This window comes from Brevundimonas sp. Leaf363 (assembly GCF_001424025.1).
GTDB lineage: Bacteria > Pseudomonadota > Alphaproteobacteria > Caulobacterales > Caulobacteraceae > Brevundimonas.
On the sequence record NZ_LMPZ01000003.1, the window covers coordinates 71664 to 93178 of the forward strand.

Sequence of the window (21515 nt, forward strand, 5' to 3'; positions counted from 1 at the left end):
CGCCATGTCCCGCAGCCGCTTCGGCGGATCCGGCAAGAACGACGCCTGGTTCGCCCTCTTCTTCATCGCCGCCGTCGTGGTCGTGGGCCTGCTGGCCGACGCCCGCGACACCGACGCCCCCGACCGGCCCGCGCCGGTCCCGGCGTCGCATCTCAAGGACTAGATCGATGCTCAATCAGCTTCGTCCCGCCATCGTTATGGTCGCCCTGTTCACCGTCCTGCTGGGGCTGGCCTATCCCCTCGCCGTCACCGGCGTCGCCCAGGCCGCCTTCCCGGCCCAAGCCAACGGCAGCCTGGTCCGCGACGGCGCGGGTCGGGTCGTCGGCTCCAGCCTGATCGGCCAGCCGTTCGCGCTGGCTCAGTACCTGCACCCGCGCCCCTCGGCCGCCGGCGACGGCTATGACAGCGCCGCTTCGTCGGGCTCCAACCTCGGCCCGCTGAACGCCGATCTGAAGGCGCGGGTCGCCGAGACCACAGCCGCCATCCGCGCCGAGAATGAGGCGGGCGCCGTGCCCGCCGACGCCGTCACCGCCTCCGGGTCCGGCCTCGACCCCGACATTTCACCGGCCTACGCTCGCCTGCAGGCCGCCCGCATCGCCCGAGCGCGCGGCGCGCAGACGGCGGAGGTGCTCAGCGTGATCGATCAGCATGTCGAGCGGCCCCTGCTGGGCTTCATCGGCCAGCCGCACGTCAATGTGCTGATGACCAACCGCGCTCTCGACGCCCGCTTCCCGGCCGTCGCCGGCGGCTGATGGCGACGGTTGCCGACACAGCAGATCTTCCCAAGCCGGCCGGGCGAAAGCGCGGCCGGCTGAAGGTCTTCCTCGGCATGTCGCCGGGGGTGGGCAAGACCTATGAGATGCTGCGTGCGGCGCGCCGCCGGAAGGCCGAGGGCGACGACGTCGTGGTCGGGGTGGTCGAGACCCACGGCCGGCGCGAGACCGAAAGCCTGCTGCGCGGGCTGGAGGTGATGGCGCGCCAGCCGATCGACTACAAGGCGCGCGTCCTGATGGAGTTCGACCTGGACGGCGCCATCGCCCGGCGGCCGGACCTGCTGCTGGTCGACGAATACGCCCACTCCAACGCCCCCGGCTCACGCCACCCCAAACGCTGGCAGGACGTCGAGGAGATCCTGACCGCCGGCATCGACGTCTGGACCACGCTGAACGTCCAGCATCTGGAGAGCCTGTCGGACGTGGTGCTGCGCATCACCGGTGTACGCCAGCGCGAGACGGTCCCGGACATCGCCCTGTCACGCGCCGACGATATCGAGGTCGTCGACATCACGCCGGAGGAGCTGCGCAAGCGGCTGACCGAGGGCAAGGTCTATGTGCCCGAGACCGCGCGGGTGGCGTCCGAGAACTTCTTCAAGATCGAGAACCTGACGGCCCTGCGCGAGATGGCGCTGCGCCGCGCGGCCCAGACGGTGGATGACCACCTGATCGCCGCCCTGCGCGAAAAGGGCGTCGAGGGGCCGTGGGCGGCGGGCGAGCGGGTGCTGGTGCTGATCGGCGCCGACGCCATGGCCGCGACCCTGGTGCGCACCGGACGGCGGATGTCCGACGTGATGATGGACGCGCCCTGGACCGTCGCCCACGTCGACCGCCCCAGCGCCACGGCGACCGATCCGCAGCGCGCCGCACGTCTGTCGGAGGCGCTGAAGCTCGCTGAGCAGCTGGGCGGCCGCACGGTCGTGCTGACGGGCGACGACGTGATCCGCACGGTGCTGGACTACGCCCAGCGCAACAACGTCACCCAGATCGTCCTGGCCAAGGGACGCGAGAGCCGCATCACCGAATGGCTGGGACGGTCGCTGCCCACCGAACTCCTGCGCGCCTCGACCGGGGCGGCCATCCACATCGTCACGGACCGCGAAGCGACCGTACCGACGCCCCCGACCAAGGAGCCGCGCAAACCGGGCGGCTGGATCGGCTATGTCATCGGCGCGGGCTTTGTCGCCGCCGCCACCGGCCTGGCCTATGCGCTGGACCAGAGGTTCGAACGGGTCGACCTGGGCGTCGTCTATCTGTCGGCCGTGCTGGCGGCGGGGGTGCTGTACGGGATGCGGCCGGCGCTGGCGGCGGCGACGGCGGCCTTCATCGCCTACAACTTTCTGTTCCTGGAGCCGCGCTACAGCCTTCTCATCGGCTCGCCTACGGACCTGCTGACGCTGGTCGGCTTCTGGGCCGTGGCCCTGGTGACCGGCTATCTGGCCGGGCGGGTGCGCGATCAGGCGAAACGAGCCCAGACGCGCGCTTCCGCCGTCTCGGCCCTTCTGGCGGGCAGCGAGACGCTGGCGGCCGCCGAGGGTGTCGAGGCCACCGCTCGCGTCCTGGCCGAACAGGCCGCCGCCGCGGCCGGCGCCAAGGCCGTGGTCCTCTTGCCCGCCGAGGACGACATCGCCGTGGCCGCCAGCGCGCCCAGTCCTGAGAATTCGGAGCCGGAAACGCTCGGCTCCGCCGCCATGGCCGCCGCTCGCTGGGCCTGGGAGCACGGCGAGGCCGCCGGCTTCGGCACCGGCACCCTGCCCCAGACCAGCTGGACCTTCCGCCCTCTGCAGGGGGTGCGCGGACGCGTGGGCGTCGCGGGGGTGGAGGCCGAAGCGGTCATGCCCGGTTCCGACGAGGAGCGCCTGACCCTCGCCCTGCTGGATCAGGGCGCCGTCGCGCTGGAGCGCACCCGCCTGGCGGGCGAGGCGGTCGAGACCGAAAGCCTGCGCCGCGCCGACCGTTTCCGGGGCGCGCTGATGAACTCGGTCAGCCACGACCTACGAACGCCGCTGTCCACCGTGCTGGGCGCCGCCACGACCCTGATCGACTTCGGGGACGGGCTGAAGCCGGACGTGCGCGCCGACCTGCTGCTCAGTATTCGCGAGGAGGCCGAGCGGCTGAACCGCTACGTCGGCGACCTGCTGGACATGACACGGCTGGAAGGCGGCGGCCTGAATGTCCGGGCCGATTGGATCGATGTCCGCGACGTCCTGAACGCCGCCGCCGAGCGCGTCGCGCGCCGTCTGGGCCCGCGCCAGATGACCCGCGACTTCCCCGGTCAGCTGTCGCTGGTGATGCTGGATCAGGCCCTCCTGGAACAGGCCGTGGTCAACATCCTGGAGAACGCCATCGCCTACAGCCCCGACCGCTCGACCATCGAACTGGCCGCCTATGAAGACCGGACCTCGGTCGTCATCTCCATCGAGGACGAGGGCAAGGGCATCCCCACCGACGAGCTGGAGCGCGTCTTCGACAAGTTCCGCCGCATGGAGCAGCCGTCCGACCGCACCCAGGGGGCAGGCCTGGGCCTCGCCATCGCCAAGGGCTTCGTCGAGGCGATGGGCGGCCGCATCGCCGCCGCCAGCCCGATCGCGGACGGTCATGGCACGCGGGTGCTGATCAGTCTGCCCAAGGCCATCGCGACCCACCGCGACCTGCTATAATCGCATCATGTCCGCGACCCGCCAACGCATCCTGGTCATTGATGACGAACCCCAGATCCACCGCTTCCTGACCCCCGCGCTGGACGCCGCCGGCTATGAGGCCAAGCGCGCCGACAGCGGTCAGGAGGGGCTGCGCGCCATCGCGCTGTGGAGCCCCGACGCCGTGGTGCTGGACCTCGGCCTGCCCGACATGGACGGCAAGGACGTGCTGAAACGCGCCCGCGAATTCTACATAGGCCCCATCCTGATCTTGTCCGCGCGCGACCGCGAGGCCGAGAAGATCGACGCCCTAGACCTCGGCGCCAACGACTATGTCGAAAAGCCCTTCGGCGTGGGCGAGCTGCTGGCCCGCCTCCGCGTCGCCCTGCGCGCCACGACGCCCCCGGCCGACACCTGCCCGCTTATCGTCGGCGACGTCGAGATCGACCTGGACCACCGCCGCATCCGAAAGAACGGCGCCGAGGTTCGCCTGACCCCCAAGGAGTATGACGTCCTGGCGCACCTGACCCGCCACCCCGGCAAGGTCGTCACCCACGCCGACCTCCTGACCGCCGTCTGGGGCGCGGCGCACGTGCGGGACACGCAGTATCTGCGCGTGGTGGTCGGGCAGTTGAGACAGAAGCTGGAGGACGACCCTGCATCACCGACCCGCCTTCTCACCGAACCTGGCGTCGGATATCGGCTGGAATCCGCGTAAACTGGTGACTTCCCAGAACACGCCGCCGACTTCGCAGACGTCGATCCCAACCAGCGCTGTCAAAGAAACTTCGTCAGTTCGAAAAACGCCCTGTCCGCCGGCCTCAGCTTCTTCAAGCCGCCCGGAGGGAGCCAAAGTCTGCTCGCGGCGCCATCCGACGCCTGCGTGACCGCCCTTTTCGCGCCGAAGCGCCATCCGCCAAACGCGACCGCGAGTTCGATCGCCGGTTTGTCCTCCGGAGACGTTGGCGCATGGCCGGGCGAACAGGTAGAAGCGGCGAAGGCAGCCGTTTCTGCGCGATAAGGCGCGGCTAAAATCCATCAAGTTTGGTGATATGACGAAGTCGGTCCTCAATTTCGACAGCCTTGCCGCGACCGAGCTTCAGCATGAGCCGTTCGATTGGGCGTTCGCAAATCGCCTCTACACAGCCGAGGACGCCGAGGTTCTGGCGCGGACCTATCCGGTCGATCACTACAAGTCGGTCGCTCGTCTTTCAGGCGGGGAGAAATCCTACACCTATGAAGCGCGCCCGCTGATCCACATCGATTCGACCGATGTCGCATTCGAGGATCACCTCAGTGACACGTGGCGACAGTTGGCGCGCGATCTGGCCTCGCCCGCCTACCGGACCGCCATGAGCCGGTTGACCGGTTTGGATTTGTCCACCGCGCCGATGGAGGCTTACGTCTGTCACTTCGGCCCCGGCGCCTGGCTGGGCCCGCACGCAGACCTGAAGACGAAAATCCTGACGCACGTCTTCTACTTCAACTCCGAATGGAGGGCTGAGGACGGCGGCTGCCTGCATGTGCTGCGGACGAAGAATGAAGACGACAAGGTGGATACGGTGCTGCCGCTCGTCGGCAATTCTTCGATCATCATGCGCTCCGACACGTCCTGGCACTCGGTGTCCAAGGTCGAGAGCGGCGCCACGGAGTCGCGGCGCAGCATGAATGTCATTTTCTACAACGGCGACCAACCCAGCTCCATGTGGCCGGACGGCGAGACGCCCAGCTTCCACGACTATCCGCCGCCCGCTGTCGCAGCCGAATAGGCCGGGCGGCGCGAAATCAGACGGGCGAACCTCCGTCGAACAGACGCCTGACGCGCGTCCAGTGGGCGTGAACCGCCTGCATCGCCTCCCCCGGCGCCTGAGGCGCGTCTTCCCGCAACGCGCTCAACGCCCTGTTGAATCCAGCACGCCAGGTTTCCACGACATCGCAGGGGCGCGCCAGATGGTCGGCCATCCCCATGAACTTCGGAAGGCGCGGTTTGGCGACGAGCACGCCCCGCCGACCGTAACTGGCGCTGGCGATGAAGCCGTGCAGGGACGCGCCGACGAATACTTCGGAGAATGCGATGAGCGCTGTAATCTGACGCAGCCCGATCGGTGCGTCGAGGCAGAGATGCCGCTCCTGCATGGCCCCTGAAATGTCTCGCGCGATCTGATCGTCGGCATGGCAGAGCCCCAGCGGGAGCAGAACAGGCAGCAGGCCCGAGGTTCGCGCGAAGTCATCGATCTGGGCCGCCATCATGGACGCGTCTCCCTCCATCGACCGACGCTTGGCGTGAATGACGGCGTATCGGGTCTTGGGGTCGAGGCCGGCTGCGGTCAGCGTGTCCGCGAGCGTCTCCACCAACGTGTCGCGCGGCCACATCTCCGAGACGGCCAGCGCTGTGTCGGGAACGATATCGAACCGATGACCGTACGATCCAAGGTGATCGCGAGACGCTTGTTCTCGGACGGATAGATAGTTGGCGTCACTGACGACCGGCGCGATGAGTGCTTCTAGCTCGTCCGCCGCAAACGGCACGGGGACGCCGGGCGCGTTCCAAGCCACGGGAATGCGCCGGGCGTTGGCGAAAGCGGCGGCGTCCGACCAAAGCGATCGATAGGCTCGCTCAGGCAGACCGCTCTGCTGGTAGGCCGGAAGCCTGTCCTTCTTGCAGTGGATGATGTTGCCGCCGCCGATCAGCACGCCGTCGGCGTCGATGTCGCCGTAGTCGTCGATGCTGATGACGCTCATGCATTCAGGCCACTGCGGACGCAGCGAGGTCGGGCTGACGGCGGTGATCGTGAAATCGCCACCCAAGGCGTGACGGGCCAGAAGAGGAAACAGAAGATCGCCGTAGTTCAGAACATCGAAGGTTCCGAAGAGGAGAATGTTTCGGATCGCGGCGCCCTCGCGTCAGCAGATGGCAAATGACCTAAGGTGTTAAGATCGCGCGAAATAAGGTCCGCCAACGCGCGGGCTTGGGCATAGCAGCGCAGCGGGGTCGGAGCCAGCGCAAAGCCCCTTGCGGCTGTAGGCGGCCTCGTGCACGACGTCAGATTGGAGGGACTGACCGTGAGACACACTCGACGATCGAAGGCGCGCGCGTCGCGCTTCGACGCCTGGCGGTCAAGCTGTGCGGTCGGGCTCGCGGCCGCCTCCGTGGCGTCCGCCAATCCGGCGATCGCTGCGGACACGACCGATACGCTGGATGAGGTCATCGTCACGGCGCGGCGGACCCAGGAGGCGGCGCGTTCCACCCCGATCGCGCTTGAAGTCGTCTCCGGGGCCGAGATCGCCGACGGGGGCGTCGGCGATCTGCAGGACGTGAGCTCACGCGTGGCGTCACTGCAGACCAGCCAGGTCAGCCGCGACGAAGTCATCGTCAATATTCGGGGGCAAGGGCCCGGCGTCGGCGCCTTCCCCGGCGTGGTGACCTACCTCAACGAGGCGCCTTTCCGTGGGCTGGGCCAGGGCCAGATGTTCGATCTGGCGTCAGTGCAGGTCCTGAAGGGACCGCAGGGCACGCTTTTCGGACGCAACTCCAACGGGGGCGCCATCCTTCTGACGTCCCGGCCGGCCGAAGACGAGGTTTCGGCCTATCTGCGCGCCGAGGCGGGGGATTACGGGTCGAGAGGCTATCAAGCAGCGGTCAACGCGCCTCTGGTCGACGGGGTGCTGGCGCTCCGGCTGGCGGCTATGTCCGAACGCCGCGAGGGCTTTACGCGTGTCGCAGGCAGCGATTTGCGGTTGGACGACCGTGACGTGGCCGCCGCGCGCCTCAGCATACGGTGGACCCCGAGCTCCAGCCTACGCAACGATCTGGTCGTGGACGGGTCGCGCGTGGAGACCAGCGGCACGTCTGGAATTCTGACGGCGCTGAACCCGATCGGTCCCTTGGCCCTGCTCCCGCCCGAGACGGGTGTGGCCCAGGCCGCCTTTGGCCTGCTGGCGCAGCAAAAGGCGCTGGGCCCTCGCACCCAGGCCGGCCTGTCGGTCGATCCCCTGATGCGCGTCGAGCATTGGGGCGTCATGGATCGGTTCGAGGCGCGACTGTCCGACCGCATGGTGTTCACCAACATCGCCTCCTTTCGGCGATATCAGAGACTACAGCGCAGCGATTACGACGGGACGCCCCTGCCGCTTCTGGATTTCGCCATCACGCCGGATGGATGGGATGCCGACCAGACCAGCGTCACGGAGGAAGCCCAGCTTCGCGCCGAGGCCGGCGACGTCGCCTACACCGTGGGGGCCTTCTATCAGGATGACAGCGCCGACGACGGCCAACGCCAGGTCGGGGTCATCTTCTTCCAGCCGATCCTGAGGATCGATCAGGCCCAGGATCGCAGCCAGGCGCTTTATGGCGAGGTGCGATGGGACGCCGACGCGCTTGTGCCAGGGCTTCAGCTCAGCGCCGGTTATCGGCACACCTGGGATCGGCGCCGCCAGACCGCGGCCACCGTCAATCTGGTGACGGGCGCATGCTCGGGCGCCGGTGCGACGCCGCCCGGGTGTACGTTGCAGGACGAAGCCGAGTTCGACGCCGGCAACTGGAGCCTGGCCGGGACGTGGGAGCTGACGCCCGATGTCACGGCCTACGCCACGGCCCGACGTGGCTACAAGAGCGGCGGCCTCAACCTGGGCCAGCCGTTCGCCGACCGGCGGCGCTACGAACCGGAGTATCTGACGGACGTGGAGATCGGGCTGAAAGGTCGCGCGCAACTGGCGAGCGACATCACCCTGACCTATGCGATCGACGCCTATCGCGGGGACTATCGCGACGTCCAGATCAACGCCTTGGTCGCCGACGGGGCCGCCATCTACAACATCGTCGAGAACGGGGCCGAGGCCACGATTCAGGGCATCGATGTCGACGGCGTGCTCGCGATGGGCCCCGTCGCTCTGAGGCTAGCCTATGCCTACACAGACGCCGCCTACGACACCTATTCGTCGGCGATCTACGGGGATCTCTCGGATTCTCCCTGGCCCTACACGTCGCGAAACAAGGGGGTCGTGGGTGTCGATTGGCGCCTGCCGGAGTGGCGATCCGTCGCGCAGCCGGTGGCCTCGCTGAGCTACGCGTTCCAGAGCGGCTCGACCTTTGGCTATGAAATCGATCCGGAGACGCATGAGCCGGGGTACGGGTTGCTGGACGTGCTTGTGGAGTTGCGCAATCTGGCCGGCCGCCCCGTGGACCTCGCATTCTTCGCCACCAATGTGACGGACGAAGTCTACCGGACCGGTGTCATCGGCCTCTACAACACCCTTGGCCTGGATACCTCGGTCTATGGCGAACCCAGAATGATCGGCGCGCGGCTGACGGCGCGGTTCGGCGCGGACGCCGCCCGATGAGCACCCTGCCCCTCGACGGCTGGCTTACGGAGCCGCCCGTTCAACCCGACGCCAACGGGCCGGAGGACGTCCCCTTCGAGCCGTTCGACGCCCGCTGGATGCAGGCGACGCCGATCGAGCGGTTCGACTACATGGCCGAGCGTTACGCAGACCGGATCGCGGTCGATGACGGCGTCACGCGCCTGACCTACGCCCAGGTGGCCAGGAAGGCCCGGGCGCTGGCTCAAAGGATCGATGCCGAGGCGCCGCCTGGACCGCTGGTCGGCGTGTTCCGGTACACCGCCCTAGTGCCGATCGTCATGATGGCGGCGCTGGCGACCGGACGCACGCTGATCCCGGTGGACGCCCTGCATCCCCAGGACCGCCAGCAGGCCATTCTGCGCAACGCCGGCGCCGCCGCCCTGCTTCTGCAAACGGGCGTGGAGATCGATACGGTGCTGCCCGACCTGCCGCGCCTGGATATCGACCTGAACGCGCTGGACGACGGCGAATGGCCCGTCGGCACGCTTAACATGCAGGGTGTGGCAGGCATCATCTACACGTCCGGCAGCACCGGAAATCCGAAGGGCCTGGCCTGGGGATTGGCGGGATTCACGCCCTACATCGGCACGCGCACCAATACGCTTCACCTGAATCCCGACGACCGGATCATCGCCTTGGGCTCCCTCTCGTCCGCGGGGCTCGGGGACGCGGTGTTCGCCTTGATGAACGGCGCGACACTGCGGATTGTCGAAATCATGCAAGCCGGCGTCGGCGAACTTCTGAGGATCATGGGCGAGGAGAAGGTCACGATCCTCAGCTTCGTCCCGACGATCCTGAGGTCCATCCTGCAGATGGACGAGGCGCCGGCGGCGTTCCGACACTTACGGATCCTCGAACTCTACGGCGACGCGACCCTGGCCAACGACGTGGCCTTCTTCCGAACCAAGTTGCCGGCCGACTGTCACATCCGGCTGGTGCTCGGAACGATGGAGTCTGGCGAGATCTTCAGCTGGTTCGTGCCGAAGGACTGGAACGAGGCGGCCATGACGCTGCCATGCGGGTACGTCACGCCCGGCCGGTCGGTGGCCGTTCTCGATGACGAGGGCCGCCCGACGCCCGTGGGGGAGATCGGCAATGTGGTCATCCGTAGCCGTCAGATGGCCCTGGGCGCCTGGCAAGACGGACGATTGACGCCGGGCCCGTTCCTGACGGCGCCGGACGATCCCGAAAGCCGTGTCTACACACCGGGTGACCAGGTCAGAATCCGACACGACGGCCTGGCCGAATTCATCGGTCGGGTCGATCGCCAGGTGAAGGTTCGCGGCATGCGCGCGGACCTTGGCGAGATCGAGGCCGCGCTGCGACAGCATCCCGACGTCGCCGATGTCGCGGTGGTCGCCGTCGCCCACCCGGACGATACCGAGATCGTCGCCTACATCACCGTCCATCGGCCCGACACGCCGCCATCGGCCTCCGACCTGAGAGCCACCGTCGTGGCCGAGACGGCCGAGCACATGGCCCCGTCGCGCATCTTCGCCCTCGACGCCATTCCACGGCTTCCGAACTACAAGCCCGATCTGGTGCGCCTGTCGCAACAGGCGCAGCGCGATCTCGACCGCGGCGTCATCCCGACGCGTCCGGCGTCCCAAGACCTGGAGCCGGAAGTCGTCAGCGCCGTGGAGCAGGCCTGGGCCGCGACGCTGAGGGACCGCGCGGAACCCGGTCTGTCGTGGGAATCCTCCGGCGGCGACTCGCTTGAGGAACTGCAGCTGATCCACCGGATCGAGGTGGCGCTCGGCTATGAGCTCAACGTGCCGATCGAGGGCGATTTCACAGTCATCGACCTGGCGCGAGCCGTCGGCGACGCCATCACCGCCGGCGCAAAACCCCTTTCGCCCGACGACCGGGTAGCCTTCCAGGACCTTGAAATATGACGTTCGACGAGATGACCCAGAAGCTGGCCGCCGCCGCCGCCGCTGAGCCCGGCAATGCCAAGTCCCTCAAGCTCGACATGGGCGACGCGGGCGTCATCCGCATCGCCGGCGCGGTGGTCGACAACCAGGACATCCCGAGCGATTGCACCGTCAGGGTCAGCAAGGACGATTTCGAGAAGATCGTGCAGGGCGACCTTGATCCCACCTTCGCCTTCATGAGCGGCAAGCTGCGCGTCGATGGCGACATCGGCGTCGCCATGGGACTGCAGGCCGTCGTGGGTCGCGCCTTTGGCTGACGGTGGTTTCGGTGGCGCACGCGGACGACGGCTGATCGACGGCCTGACGCGCTATGTCGAGCGGGGCGAGATACCCGGCGCGCTGGCCCTGGTGCGCCATCGCGATGAAGAGGTGCTGTTCGCACAGATCGGCAAGGCCGCCGATGAACACGATCATCCGATCGCGCGCGATACCCTGTTCCGCATCGGCTCCATGACCAAGCCGATCGTCACCGCCGCGGCCATGACCCTGGTGGAAGAGGGAAGACTGCGGTTGTCGGACCGGGTCTCCCAGTGGCTGCCCGAACTGGCCGCGCCCAAGGTCCTGCCGTCGCCGGGCGCCAAGCTTTCCGAGGCTGTCCGCGCGCCGCGCCCCATCACGGTCGAGGACCTGTTGCTGCACCTCCCGGGCTTCGCCACCGCCCTGGTCGCCCAAGGCGATCTCGGCCAGGCGGTCCAGGTCTTGACCGCAGGTCTCGCTCAGCGCGCGGACATGGAGCCTGACGCATGGATGAAGGCGCTGGGCGAACTGCCGCTGGCAAGGGCGCCGGGCGAAGAGGTCATCAACGGCTTCGCCACCGATGTCCTCGGGGTCCTGCTGTCGCGGCTGACCGGAAAGTCTCTGCCCGACCTTCTGAAATCGCGCATCCTCGATCCGCTCGGCATGGCGGACACCGACTTCTGGGCGCCGCCGGAAAAGGCGGGGCGCCTGTGCCCGGCCTATGTCGTCCAGTGGCTGTCTGGCAAACGCAAGGTCGTGGACGACCCCGCGAACAGCGCCTTCACCCGACAACCGGCCTTTCCCTCGGGCTCCGGCGGGCTGGTCTCGTCCCTGGACGACTACACGGCGTTCGGCCGGATGATGCTGAACGGCGGTGAGCTCGACGGCCGGCGGGTCCTGTCGCGCGCATCTGTCCGTTTGATGACGACCAACTTCCTGACGCCCGAACAGCGCGCGCTTCCATTCTTCGGCTACCCATACTGGGCGGATCGGGGCCTCGGTCTGGGCCTATACGTGCTCGACGATCTGTCCAGGCATCGAGGGCTGGGCCGCGAAGGGCAGTACGGTTGGGGCGGCGCTTTCGCGACCACCTGGTTCAACGACCCGGCCGAGAACCTGACAGCGGTGCTGATGACCCAAGTGGCCTTCGCGGCGGTGATCCCCAACATCCGCGCCGACTTCGAGACGCTGGTTTACCAGGCGATCGACGCATGAGCGCGCGGCTGGACGCGATCGGTATCGCGAGACACGTCCTGGAGGCCTCCGCCAGCGGAGGATCGATCGACCCCGGCGCCGCGCCCGCCATGACGTGGGCCTCCGCCCTCGAAGGCTTGATGCAGGCCGGGCAGCAGGACGCCGTAAGGCATGTGCTGCCGGCGCTGAGGCAGCATTTCCAGTCCCGATACTTCAGAAACCTGGACATCCGCCTGCGACAGGATCCTGAGCACGACGTCGGGCCGATCATTCTGGAAGAAGCTGCAGCGCGCATGCGCGAGTCCGAGGCGACGGAGCAGCCGCTGCGCGTTGACGGCATAAGGCCCGCCGTCTGGGCCGCGGCGATGGAGCGCCAGCTCGGCAAGGCGCGCCTGAGCGTGCTGGCGGACAATGTCGCTGTCTTGCGCTCCGCCTTCCCGACCGTCGCCTATTTCAGCAGCCTGGATGCGTTGCTTCAGCGCATCGCCGCCGTCGACCGGCGCGAACTCGAAATACGATCGGATTTCGTCAAAGTCGGCCGTGCGGGCGAAGCGGACACGGTGCTGTTCGTCTTCACCGTCACACCGGCCATGCGGTGTGGGGTGCCGCGGCAGATCCTGAACCGGCTGCTGTCGCGCTTGCCTGTCCACATCGTTTATCTGGCCGAGCCGAAGCCGGCGTTCTTCATGCGAGGGGTGCCGGGACTGGGCCCGGACTACCCGACCGTGCTCCAGGGCTTGAAAGATCTCGCCTCCGAGCTGGGCGCTTCCCGGATTCTGACGCTCGGGGCATCGCGCTCTGGCTATCCCGCGCTGCGGTTCGCGCTCGATCTCGGTGCAGAGGCAAGCCTGGTGTTCGGCGCCATGACCCACCTTTCGGACCGGACGCGGATCCTGGCCCAGAACTACGCCGCCGAGCACGAGATGGCGGTGGATCCCGAAGAACTGGCCGGTATCGACCTGAAGCCGCGATTGGCCGAAGCCGCCCAAGCGCCTCGAATGACGCTCGTTTACGGCGCCGCCGACAGCATAAACCGGGACGAGGCTCTGCGGCTTGAAGAGATGACGAATGTCACCTGCGAGGCTTTGCCCGGAGGCCATAACGCTCTGCTGACGGCCGTTCTGACGGATCGCTTCGACCCCCTGCTCGACGATCTCGTTCGAGGATCGTCTCAGGCCAAGACGACCGCCGGCCAGTCGCCTGCGCCCTAGCCTTGCATATGCCGAAGGTACGCATCCCGTCCGCAATGGCGTGCTCTCGAACTGTCCCCCCGCCTTCACCCCCACCACATTGGCGGCTCTTTCAGGGATACCGGGCGCCCCATCCATCGCGGCGAAGGCCATTCACAAGCCGCCCAGCCTAAGCCATGCCCCTCTGCCGGAACGCGTTCGTCTGACGAGCCGACTGGTCCCATGAATGTCAGACGAGTGATCCTCGACCTCCTCGCACGGCGTCCTGCCGGCGGTACGCTTTGCCCCAGCGAGGTCGCTCGCGTGCTGGCGGATCAGTCTGGCGCTCCGTCCGAATGGCGCGCTCAGATGACCCCTGTGCATCAGGCGATCGACCAGATGGCGGCGGACGGCGAGGTGGGCCTGAGCTGGAAAGGCCGAGACCTGGCGGTTCGGAGCGGGCCGTACCGCATTCGATCGCCGCGCTGAGCTCGCCCGGCCGTTAGGTGGAAGAAACGCCCTGAGACTTGAACCCGCCGCCCTCCCCGGGGTTAGGCCATCGTCAGGTAACTCGGGGGCCGACATGATCTCTCTGGACCACGTCGGCATCGCGCCCGTGCCGTCTTTCACCAACGGCTTTCCCCTCGCCGGCATCGCGCTGTTCGATCCTGACGGTCACAGCCCCGGCAATCTTCATGACCAGCACTCTCGCGAGATGCTGGTCATGCGCCTGTCGACGCTGCTGCGGGTGCCGCTGCTGGGGTCCGTGATGGATGCGGACGACGTGGGCCCGGACGTCCTGCTCGTCCCGCGCGACACCCTGATCGACGAAACGATGACGTCGAAGACGAAGTTGACGATCGGCACCTTGCTGGGAGGCCAGGTCCCCTATCGCTTCGCCGCGACCAAGGCGATCACGCACGGTCTGATCGACGCGGACGCGGTGCGTCCGGCCGGATGGTCTTCATCGATGGCCGAACGACTGGGGGATGCCGCCCTGGAGGGCTACACGGCCTTCACCGCCGAGGATGCGATCGAAGCGGGCCGCCGGCTTCTGCGCAGCGGCCCTGCCCGCGTGAAGGAAGTGTGCGCACGGGCCAGCCTGGGCCAGACCGTGGTCGAGAACGACGCCCAGCTGGTTGCCGTGATCGAACAGCAGGACCCGCGTGTCCTGGCCGATTTCGGGATCGTCATCGAGGAGAACCTGATCGACCCGGAAACCTACAGCGTCGGATCGCTCTCCGTCGCCGGACTGGAGATCAGCTACGTCGGCGACCAGCGCGAAACGACCGACCACAAGAACCGGGCCGTTTACGGCGGCTCACGCCTGCGCTCAGTGCGCGGCGGGCTCGATCGGCTGACGCACCTGGGGCTGGACACCGAAGCGGTGGAGGCCATCCGGTGCGCCGCCGTCTTCGACGACGCCGCCAGGCGCGCCTATCCGTCCATGGTGCTGACCCGCCGGAACTATGACGTCATCGCGGGACGGGATGCGCGGGGTCAGCGACGCGTCGGCGTGCTGGAACAGTCGTGGCGCGTGGGCGGGGCCACCGGCGCGGAGATCGCCGCCCTGGAGGCGTTCGCCCGGTCTCCGGAACTGACCTCGGTCAATACGGCGACGGTCGAGGTGTACGGCATCGCAGAGACGCCGCAGGACGCCGTGATCTACTTCAAGGGGACCGACCCGGTGGTCGGCCCGATGACGAAATACGCGACGAGGACGGCGTGAACGATGCGCTCGACGTCGACGAAGGCCGGGTCGATCTGGCCGTCGACGGACAAAGACTGACCGGCACCCTGCTCCAGCCCGAAGCGCCGGTGCCGGGTCTGTTGTTTGTGCATGGTTGGGGTGGGGACCAGGAGGAAGATCTCGGCCATGCGGAAGAGCTCGCCCGGCTGGGCTGCGTCTGCTTCACCTTCGACCTGAGAGGCCATGCCGGAAGCGAGGCCCGTCAGGACGAGGTGACCCGCGAGGATGGACTGAACGACGTCAAGACCGCCTATGACTACCTGGCGTCCCAGCCCTTGATCGACCCGTCCGCGATCGGCGTCATCGGCACGAGCTACGGCGGCTATCTCTCGGCCCTCCTGACCAAGGAAAGGCGCGTGCGCTGGCTGGCCCTGCGCGTCCCCGCGCTCTACCCGGACGCTGACTGGAACGTGCCGAAGGCCAAGCTGAACAAGGAAGAGGTCGCCGCCTACCGCAAACAGATCCGCTCGCCCGAAGACGACAGGACGCTCGCCGCCTGCGCTGCGTTCGACGGCGACGTTCTGATCGTCGAGTCAGGGCAGGATGACCGCATCCCGCCAGAGACGATCCAGTCGTATCAGGCGGCGTTCAAGCGAGCGCGTTCGTTCACGCACCGCATCATCCCGGACGCATCGCACGCGATGCGCGATCCCGCGGATCAGAGGATCTACTCAACGATCCTGATCAACTGGGTTGAGGAAATGGTTCGTTCCAGCCGCCGGGCCTATCGCTGACGACGGCGGTCTGCTCGGCCGACGAGGCCTTTCGAAGTCTCACCCGCCAGGCAACGCCACCGACCGTGGCCAACTCAGCCGGGCCGCCGAGCCGGGCGTGCTGGGCGTGATCGACCATTCGCCGCCCAGCTGGCGGCTCAGCGCCAGGATGATCTTCAGCCCCAGGCTCTGCGGCGCATCGTGATCCCGAGACACGCCGATTCCATCGTCGCTGACGACCAGAACGCGGGACGGACCATCGTTTTCAAGACGGATGACGATGTGCCCCGGACGGTCCGGGAAGGCGTGTTCCAGCGCGTTGTTCACGCATTCGAGCATGATCAGAATGACAGGCGTCGCCTCCTCTGCGGACAGGGGTGCGCCGTCGCCCGAGACCGTCAGCCCGACGTCATCGCGCGCCGCGGCCTTCAGCGCATCTTCTGCGACGGCCCGGGCCAGGGACTCGAAGGCCGTCAGATTGGTCTCGGCCTCGGCGAGGCTTCGCTGGATGCGGGCGATCAGGGCCGTGCGAGCCGAGGCGTCGGCCAGCGCCTTGCGCGCCCCGGCGTCGGTGGCGCCGCGCGCCTCGATGCTCAGCAGGGCGCTGACGACCTGAATGTTGTTGGAGACGCGGTGCTGCACCTCCTTCATCAGGATGTCGCGGCTGGTGGCCAGGGCGGCGTTGCGCTCGACTTCTTGCGCCAATCGGCGTGACGCGTCGTCCATCCCCACGATGAAGAAGATGTCGATGGCCACGACGAAGACATAGAAGGCGATCGCGACAAGGGTCGCCACGCCGAAGTCGAAACCGGTCGGCCCAATCCAGAACCACCAGGCCGACAATCCCGACAGCGTGGCGGTCAGCAGCGCCGGACGCAGGCCGGCGTAGAAGGCGACCAACACCACGGCCGGGAAGAACGTCAGATACGGAAAGCCGGGCGGAAACACGTGCGCCAGGCCATATCGCACCGCGAAGGCTACGCCCCAGGCGACGATGGCCAAGGCAAAGCCCCGCACGGCGGATTGACGGAAGGTGTCTCGATGCATGACAGCCCACAGCGCGGCGTGGCTGTTGCCGTCTTTATCCGTGGCCGCCCCATCAATGTCCAGCGTTCGGCGGCCGCGGCCCATAGACCGCCCCAACGTCACACAAATCCCACTATAAATCAGGTGATTATGTCGGACGCCCGACCCATGGCGCGGGTGGTCATGTCGTTGAACCCGATGTCGGCTCGCGGATTGGAGATGCCGAAGGGACATTCATGGCAACCCAATCGACTTCGACCGTCACGGGCCAGCAGGCTCTTGTCGACGGACCCGCACCGATCGAAGAACCGGCGCGCCGGGGGCACGCGCCGTCCAGCGCCGTGGCGGCGCGACTGGCAGCCCTGGATCGCACGGATGACGCCCCGATCCTGTTCGTGGCCTCCAGCGAACGTCGTGCCGATGAGATCGCCAGCGCCCTGGGCGCATTGAGCGATCCGGATCAGGACGAGGTGCTGGTGCTGCCGCCTTGGGATTGCCTGCCCTACGACCGGGCGCGGCCGTCGCGCGAAAGCATGGGACGACGCATGGCGGTCCTGGCGGCCCTGGGCGAACCGTCGCCGCGCCGGCGCCTGCTGGTTGCGTGCCCCGAAGCCCTGATGCAGCGGACGCCGCCGGCCAGGGCCGTAGCCGCCCGGTTCGACCTGGAGGTCGGCGCCCGGATCGATCGCGGCGCGCTGGAGGCGTTCGCCCTGCGCACCGGCTATGTGGTGGACGAACGGATCGACGAACCGGGCGAGATCGCTGTCCTGGGCGCCGTCATCGACGTCTTCCCGCCCGCAGAAGCGACGCCGTTCCGCATCGGCATGTCGGACGACGACACGGTCACCGACATCAAGCGCTTCGATCCCGTCAGCCAAAGGACCGAAGCGGACGTAGCGGCCATCCGGCTGACCCCGGCCTCTGAGCTTGTGCTCAAGCAGGCGGAGGACGTCGACGCCCTGCCCGACGCCGCCGAGCATCGTCTGGCGCAACACTACCGCTCCCTGTCATCGGCCTTCGACTTCGAGGGCAAGGCCCGCATACTGACCGACGACGGCCTGAGCGAGCGGATCGCGCGTTTCGCCGATCAGGTGAATGAGGCCTACCGCACCCGCGTCAGCTTCGACGGTGGCGAGCGGCCGCTGGAGCCCGGTCGGCTTTATCTGACCGCCCAGGAGATGGGCGAACGTCTGGCGCAGGCCATCCCGCTGGATGTCGCGGGCGTGCGACCGGCGCCGTCCTTCGCGGCTGAACGGTCGCCGGCCAAGGCGGTGAAGGCCTTCATTCAGGACCGCCGCGACGCGGGCCATGCGGTGGTCATCACCGGCCTGGCGCACGAGCAGCGGATCGTCTCGCGGATGCTGAAGCGCAGCGGCGTCGAGGCGCCGGTGCATGTCGATCGGTGGGCCGAGGTCGGCGCCACGCCCTCTTCCCTCGTCAGCCTGGAGGCCGATCTGGACGCTGGCTTCGATGATCGCCAGGCGAAGGTGACGGTCATTGCGCCGTCCGACATTACCGGAGGGCGCATCGCCCGCCGGCGCGAGACGACGACGGACGCCTTCGGCGAGACCGAGATTCGCGTCGGCGACGTGGTCATCCATGAGGACCACGGGCTGGGCGTCCTGCAGGCGCTCGAGCGGATCGAGGCCGATGGCGTGGAGCGCGACGTTCTGCGGCTGGAGTATCACGGCGGCGCCACCATCCTGGCGCCCATCGAGGAGTTCGGCCGCATCTGGCGATACGGCTCGGAACCCTCGGCCGTGACCCTGGACCGCCTGAACACCCAGGGCTGGCAGAAGCGCCGGGCGGAAGTGAGCGCCCAGATCGACGCCGCGGCGGCGGCCTTGGTCGCGGCGGCGAAGGAGCGAGACGCCAAGGTCGCGAGCGCCATCATACCTCCCGCCGCCGCCTATGCGCGCTTCTCCGCCGGCTTTCCCTTCCCGGAATCGGTCGACCAGTCCGCCGCCATCAACGACGTCCTCAACGACCTGGCGGCCGGCAAGCCGATGAACCGGCTGGTGTGCGGCGACGTCGGCTTCGGCAAGACGGAGGTCGCCCTGCGCGCCGCGGCCGCCGTGGCGCTGTCGGGTCGCCAGGTGCTGATCTCCGCGCCGACCACCGTCCTGGCGCGACAGCACTTCGAGGTGTTCCGCCGTCGCTTCGAGGGGACCGGCGTCGGGGTCGGCCATCTGTCGCGCGCCGTGGATCGCGCGGAAACCGCGGCGGTGAAGGCCGGGCTGGCCGACGGCTCGATCCGGATCGTCGTCGGCACCCAGGCTCTGGCGTCCGATGATCTGGACTTTGCCGATCTGGCCTTGGCGATCATCGACGAGGAGCATCGTTTCGGCGCCGCCATGAAGACGCAGATCGCGGCGCGGGCGCCGCATCTGCTGCTGCTGTCGGCCACGCCGATCCCCCGGACGCTGCAGGGCGCCATGGTGGGGATCCAGGACGTCAGCATCATCGCCAGCCCGCCCGCCCGGCGGCGCCCGATCCGTACCTTCTTGGCGCCGTTCGATCCCGGCTCGATGCGCTTGGCGCTAATGCGGGAGAAGGCGCGGGACGGCCAAAGCTTCGTGGTCGCGCCCCGGATCGAGGATCTGCAGCCGCTGGCGCAGCAGCTCGCCAGCCTGACGCCCGAGCTGAAGGTGGTGATCGCCCACGGCAAGCTGCCGGCCGACGAGATGGATCGGGTAATGACGGGGTTCGCCGGCGGGGACGGGGATGTCCTGCTGGCGACCAACATCATCGAGAACGGGCTGGACGTGCCCATGGCCAACACCATGCTGATCTGGCGGCCCGACCGCTTCGGATTGGCGCAGCTGCACCAGTTGCGCGGCCGGGTCGGCCGGGGACGTCGCCAGGGCTTCACCTATCTGCTGTCCGATCCAGAGGCACCGCTGGCGGAGAACACACAGGCGCGGCTGCACACGCTCGAGGCGCTGGACCGCCTGGGGTCGGGCTTCGCCATCAGCGCGCGCGACCTGGACCTGCGGGGCGGCGGCGACCTGGTCGGCGACGAACAGGCGGGCCACATCCGGCTGATCGGATCGGCCCTCTATCAGCGTGTTCTGGCCCGTGCGCTTCGCCTGGCGCGCGGCGAACCCGCCATCGACGCCGCGCCGCCGAAACTGAGCCTCGGCGCCGCCGGCTATGTGCCGACGGACTACGTTCCGGACGCCACGGTCCGCGTCAATCTGTACGCCCGGCTCGCTCAGTTGACCGCCGTTGCGGACATCGACGCGCTCTACGACGAGATCGAGGATCGCTTCGGCCCGATGCCCGAACCGACCCAGGACCTGCTGGCGACACGCCGCCTGTCAGCGCTGGCGGTCGCGGCGGGCGTGTCCGAGCTTGTCTCGGGGCCCAAGGCGACGGCGGTCTCGTTTCACGCCGCGCGACGGGCTTCGATCGCCGCCGACCTTCCCGCCGCGCCCGGTCGCCGCTGGTCGGCGGACCGACTCATCGTGGACGCCGCAAACGACGCGCCGCACGACCGGGCGTATCTTGAAAGCCTGCTGGGCGAACTGGCCGCCGCGTGACGGCCCGCTCGCTCGGTGACGGTCCGCATGACTGATTCAGTCGGCATGGGTCGGGGTGGAAAAGTCGTTCGCCGCCAGCCATCGCATGAAGACGTCGAACCAGCCGTTGCTGGTCTTGCCCGGATTGCCGAGTCCGAAGCCGTGGCCGCCGTTCTGATAGAGGTGGAACTCGACCGGCCGCCCCGCGACGCGCCAGGCCTCGATCAGACCGAAGCCGCTGTGGGCGAACAGGGGGTCGTCGGCGGCCAGGGCCACGAACATGGGCGGGGCGTCGGCCGGGACCTCGACCGTGGTCAGCGGACCATAGATCGAGCCGATGAACGCCGGACGGGCGCTGGGCGACGACAGCGTGGTCGCCAGCGTCGTCATCGCGCCGGCCGAGAAGCCGACCATGCCGATCCGCTCGGGATCGACACGCCATTCTGACGCACGCGCACGGACCAGGGCGAAGGCGGCCGTGGCGTCGGCGACCTGATCGGCGAAGGGACTTTCCGCGGCCTGCGCGCTCGGCGCCGGGGGCCGCGCCGCGCCGGAGAACATGGCGTTGACGCCCGCTTCGAACGCCGCGGCGTCCTGCGGCGTCGGACGGGTGCGGTATTTCAGCACGAAGGCGGCGACGCCGCGATCCGCCAGGGCATGGGCGACCTCCCACCCCTCGTTGCCCATCGACAGGAACATGAAGCCGCCGCCCGGCGCCACGATGACGGCGGCGCCCGTCGCCTTGTCGGGATCGGGCAACACCGGCGTCAGCGTGGCGATGGTGACGTTGCGAACAAAGGGATCGCCCCACTGCTCGAACCACGTCTCTGGCCCAGTCGAGCCGGCGAAGCCCCCGGTGTTCAGCGCGATGGCGTCTGGCTCAGCCGGCGACGCCATGGGCGTCATCGGCGCCTGCTGAGCCTGAGCCGCGCCCGCCGCAATCCCTGCGACCAAGGCCAGGGCCGCCATCACTCCCCTTACAGCACGCATCGGCGCTCTCCCACCGCATCCAGTTGTGACCCCTACGCTAGCCAGAGCTCAAACCCGGCGCAATAGTCTGACAAATGCTTGCGCCCTACCGCGATGGAAGGGCCGTGCGGGAGCTTAGGCCTCCCGAGTAGCTACGAAGCCGACAGATCCTCTGTGACCGTCTGCGTTTGCCAAGGTTGCACAAGTCCGACACAACCAGGTGACGATG

General features: G+C 68.0%; 17 protein-coding genes. 14 read left to right on the top strand and 3 right to left on the bottom strand.

Annotation, left to right across the window (positions count from 1 at the left end; all coding sequences use genetic code 11):
- The first annotated feature begins 4 nt into the window (after window positions 1-4).
- The 5 genes from ASG17_RS15495 (at window position 5) to ASG17_RS11295 (ending at window position 5181) form a co-directional block, all read left to right on the top strand.
- Window positions 5-163, top strand: a complete 159-nt coding sequence (locus tag ASG17_RS15495; protein WP_156367846.1) for a hypothetical protein — start codon at window positions 5-7, stop codon at window positions 161-163.
- Window positions 164-167: 4 nt separating this feature from the next.
- Complete coding sequence (kdpC, locus tag ASG17_RS11280) at window positions 168-752, top strand: potassium-transporting ATPase subunit KdpC (RefSeq protein WP_056103636.1); 585 nt, start codon at window positions 168-170, stop codon at window positions 750-752.
- Entirely contained in the window at window positions 752-3433 is a 2682-nt protein-coding gene (locus tag ASG17_RS11285) for a sensor histidine kinase KdpD (RefSeq protein ID WP_056103640.1), read from the top strand. The genes kdpC and ASG17_RS11285 overlap by 1 nt, the downstream gene beginning before the upstream one ends.
- 7 nt (window positions 3434-3440) lie before the next feature.
- On the top strand, window positions 3441-4130 hold the full coding sequence (locus tag ASG17_RS11290) for a response regulator (RefSeq protein ID WP_056103645.1): 690 nt from the start codon (window positions 3441-3443) through the stop codon (window positions 4128-4130).
- 334 nt (window positions 4131-4464) lie between these two features.
- The gene (locus tag ASG17_RS11295; protein ID WP_200935077.1) at window positions 4465-5181 is read left to right on the top strand and encodes a 2OG-Fe(II) oxygenase; all 717 of its coding nucleotides are present in this window, start codon (window positions 4465-4467) and stop codon (window positions 5179-5181) included.
- A gap of 16 nt (window positions 5182-5197) precedes the next feature.
- Here the strand turns inward: ASG17_RS11295 and ASG17_RS11300 are convergent, their stop codons facing one another.
- Complete coding sequence (locus ASG17_RS11300) at window positions 5198-6301, bottom strand: polysaccharide pyruvyl transferase family protein (RefSeq protein WP_082496242.1); 1104 nt, start codon at window positions 6299-6301, stop codon at window positions 5198-5200.
- Window positions 6302-6475: 174 nt separating this feature from the next.
- Between ASG17_RS11300 and ASG17_RS11305 the strand changes: the two genes are divergently transcribed.
- From ASG17_RS11305 to ASG17_RS11340, 8 genes are all read left to right on the top strand, one after another.
- Window positions 6476-8752 carry a TonB-dependent receptor gene (locus ASG17_RS11305; protein ID WP_162238792.1) on the top strand — a complete coding sequence of 759 codons (2277 nt, stop codon included), beginning with the start codon at window positions 6476-6478 and terminating at the stop codon, window positions 8750-8752.
- Window positions 8749-10668, top strand: coding sequence for an AMP-binding protein (locus tag ASG17_RS11310; RefSeq protein ID WP_056103654.1), 1920 nt, complete (start codon window positions 8749-8751; stop codon window positions 10666-10668). Before ASG17_RS11305 ends, ASG17_RS11310 begins: the two co-directional genes overlap by 4 nt.
- Window positions 10665-10964 (top strand): SCP2 sterol-binding domain-containing protein, encoded by a 300-nt coding sequence (locus ASG17_RS11315; protein WP_056103657.1) that lies wholly within the window; start codon window positions 10665-10667, stop codon window positions 10962-10964. Before ASG17_RS11310 ends, ASG17_RS11315 begins: the two co-directional genes overlap by 4 nt.
- Window positions 10957-12159 carry a serine hydrolase gene (locus tag ASG17_RS11320; protein ID WP_056103660.1) on the top strand — a complete coding sequence of 401 codons (1203 nt, stop codon included), beginning with the start codon at window positions 10957-10959 and terminating at the stop codon, window positions 12157-12159. Before ASG17_RS11315 ends, ASG17_RS11320 begins: the two co-directional genes overlap by 8 nt.
- On the top strand, window positions 12156-13349 hold the full coding sequence (locus ASG17_RS11325) for a hypothetical protein (protein ID WP_056103663.1): 1194 nt from the start codon (window positions 12156-12158) through the stop codon (window positions 13347-13349). The genes ASG17_RS11320 and ASG17_RS11325 overlap by 4 nt, the downstream gene beginning before the upstream one ends.
- Window positions 13350-13550: 201 nt before the next feature.
- The gene (locus tag ASG17_RS11330) at window positions 13551-13796 is read left to right on the top strand and encodes a DUF3253 domain-containing protein (protein WP_056103666.1); all 246 of its coding nucleotides are present in this window, start codon (window positions 13551-13553) and stop codon (window positions 13794-13796) included.
- Window positions 13797-13890: 94 nt separating this feature from the next.
- Complete coding sequence (locus ASG17_RS11335) at window positions 13891-15036, top strand: DUF3182 family protein (RefSeq protein ID WP_056103669.1); 1146 nt, start codon at window positions 13891-13893, stop codon at window positions 15034-15036.
- Entirely contained in the window at window positions 15033-15791 is a 759-nt protein-coding gene (locus tag ASG17_RS11340; protein ID WP_056103672.1) for a S9 family peptidase, read from the top strand. Before ASG17_RS11335 ends, ASG17_RS11340 begins: the two co-directional genes overlap by 4 nt.
- 39 nt (window positions 15792-15830) lie before the next feature.
- Here ASG17_RS11340 and ASG17_RS11345 read toward each other — a convergent pair whose 3' ends face one another.
- Window positions 15831-16817 carry a sensor histidine kinase gene (locus ASG17_RS11345; protein ID WP_056104348.1) on the bottom strand — a complete coding sequence of 329 codons (987 nt, stop codon included), beginning with the start codon at window positions 16815-16817 and terminating at the stop codon, window positions 15831-15833.
- Window positions 16818-17032: 215 nt separating this feature from the next.
- Here ASG17_RS11345 and ASG17_RS11350 point away from each other — a divergent pair, with 215 nt between their 5' ends.
- Window positions 17033-20338: a DEAD/DEAH box helicase gene (locus ASG17_RS11350; RefSeq protein WP_082496245.1), complete on the top strand. Its 3306-nt coding sequence runs from the start codon at window positions 17033-17035 to the stop codon at window positions 20336-20338.
- A gap of 36 nt (window positions 20339-20374) precedes the next feature.
- Here ASG17_RS11350 and ASG17_RS11355 read toward each other — a convergent pair whose 3' ends face one another.
- Entirely contained in the window at window positions 20375-21307 is a 933-nt protein-coding gene (locus tag ASG17_RS11355) for an alpha/beta hydrolase (protein ID WP_056103675.1), read from the bottom strand.
- Between the last annotated feature and the right edge of the window lie 208 nt (window positions 21308-21515).

Bases quoted from the DNA above. Each gene is read 5' to 3' on its own strand.
- ASG17_RS15495 (WP_156367846.1), top strand. From the start codon at position 5: ATGTCCCGCAGCCGCTTCGGCGGATCCGGCAAGAACGACGCCTGGTTC.
- kdpC (WP_056103636.1), top strand. From the start codon at position 168: ATGCTCAATCAGCTTCGTCCCGCCATCGTTATGGTCGCCCTGTTCACC.
- ASG17_RS11285 (WP_056103640.1), top strand. From the start codon at position 752: ATGGCGACGGTTGCCGACACAGCAGATCTTCCCAAGCCGGCCGGGCGA.
- ASG17_RS11290 (WP_056103645.1), top strand. From the start codon at position 3,441: ATGTCCGCGACCCGCCAACGCATCCTGGTCATTGATGACGAACCCCAG.
- ASG17_RS11295 (WP_200935077.1), top strand. From the start codon at position 4,465: ATGACGAAGTCGGTCCTCAATTTCGACAGCCTTGCCGCGACCGAGCTT.
- ASG17_RS11310 (WP_056103654.1), top strand. From the start codon at position 8,749: ATGAGCACCCTGCCCCTCGACGGCTGGCTTACGGAGCCGCCCGTTCAA.
- ASG17_RS11315 (WP_056103657.1), top strand. From the start codon at position 10,665: ATGACGTTCGACGAGATGACCCAGAAGCTGGCCGCCGCCGCCGCCGCT.
- ASG17_RS11325 (WP_056103663.1), top strand. From the start codon at position 12,156: ATGAGCGCGCGGCTGGACGCGATCGGTATCGCGAGACACGTCCTGGAG.
- ASG17_RS11330 (WP_056103666.1), top strand. From the start codon at position 13,551: ATGAATGTCAGACGAGTGATCCTCGACCTCCTCGCACGGCGTCCTGCC.
- ASG17_RS11335 (WP_056103669.1), top strand. From the start codon at position 13,891: ATGATCTCTCTGGACCACGTCGGCATCGCGCCCGTGCCGTCTTTCACC.
- ASG17_RS11345 (WP_056104348.1), bottom strand. From the start codon at position 16,817: ATGCATCGAGACACCTTCCGTCAATCCGCCGTGCGGGGCTTTGCCTTG.
- ASG17_RS11350 (WP_082496245.1), top strand. From the start codon at position 17,033: ATGGCAACCCAATCGACTTCGACCGTCACGGGCCAGCAGGCTCTTGTC.
- ASG17_RS11355 (WP_056103675.1), bottom strand. From the start codon at position 21,307: ATGCGTGCTGTAAGGGGAGTGATGGCGGCCCTGGCCTTGGTCGCAGGG.